Genomic DNA, 1,324 nt, shown 5'->3' on the forward strand with positions numbered 1-1,324 from the left:
AAAAAAAGATAAGATTATGGAGTGCAATCTTACCTTTTTATAAAGAATAACAAATTGTATCTTCAAGGTTTCAAAATGACTTTTATACAATCATCTTCACGATTATTAAAAATTTGATAACCGTAGCTTGCTTCTTCAAGGGGGATTTTGTGTGTAATAATTTCCTTTGGATCGAATTCTTTGTTTATTATTTTTTCAAATAGTTCTGGCATAAAATGAATAACAGGTGCTTGTCCCATTTTAAGATTAATATTTCTAACCCAAAATGCCCCGAGTGGGAATGCATTATAATTGCCACCATAAACACCAGTCATTTGAACCGTTCCATATTTTCTTACGGCTTTCGTAGCAATTTGAATAGGGCCGAGAGTTCCACCTTGTAATTTCAATTTTTGTTCTAGAAATTCTAGTGGTGATTTTTTTCCATCCATGCCTACGCAATCAATGACTACATCGGCGCCGCCATGTGTGATTTCCTTTAAATGTTCTCCCATATCAGGGAACTTTGTAAACTCAAATACCTCAACGTTATTAATCTTTTTTGCATAATTCATCCGATAATCTAAGTAATCCACTGCAATTACACGTTTAGCGCCTTGCATCCAAGCAAATTTTTGTGTCATTAATCCAACAGGTCCACAACCAAGGACGATAACAGTATCACCTGGCTTAACGCCTGCATTTATTACACTCCAATAGGCTGTAGGTAAAACATCTGATAAAAATAGTAGGGATTCATCTTCAAGCTCGCATGATTCCGGTATAACAAATGGAGTAAAATTTCCAAATGGAACTTTCAAATATTCTGCTTGTCCGCCTGGATGATTACCAAATTTCTCCGTATAACCAAAGTATCCACCAGAATCGTAATGAGGGTTTGAGTTATCACATTGACTTTCCATTTCATGTTGGCAATAGAAACAATGTCCACAAGAAACGTTGAAGGGGATGACAACACGATCGCCTTTTTTCACTTTAGTGACATCTGGCCCGACTTCTTCAACGATTCCCATTGGTTCATGGCCGATAATGTATCCTTGAGGTAAGGGCATGTTACCTTGATATAAATGTAAATCAGAACCGCAAATAGCGGTTGAAGTAATCCTTACAATAATATCATCTTTTTTCTCTAACTTTGCATCATCAACTTGTTTAACTTGTACTTGGTTTGGTCCTTGATAGGTTACAGCTTTCATCTCATATCTCCTTAGAAATCATTTTTCATAATTTATATGTATCTCTTGGCAAAACAGAAATCTTTAGTAAAGAGAAATTTACACATATTGTTGTTATGAAAGTACGTTATAGCAACTCTTCTTTCTTA

General features: G+C 35.2%; 1 protein-coding gene. It reads right to left on the reverse strand.

The window, feature by feature from the left end:
* Positions 1 to 62: 62 nt before the first annotated feature.
* Positions 63 to 1,196 carry a zinc-dependent alcohol dehydrogenase gene (locus ACQGS6_RS28640; protein ID WP_000649091.1) on the reverse strand — a complete coding sequence of 378 codons (1,134 nt, stop codon included), beginning with the start codon at positions 1,194 to 1,196 and terminating at the stop codon, positions 63 to 65.
* Between the last annotated feature and the right edge of the window lie 128 nt (positions 1,197 to 1,324).

The sequence above is a fragment of the Bacillus sp. GMs2/2 genome, from assembly GCF_050172095.1.
GTDB lineage: Bacteria > Bacillota > Bacilli > Bacillales > Bacillaceae_G > Bacillus_A > Bacillus_A cereus.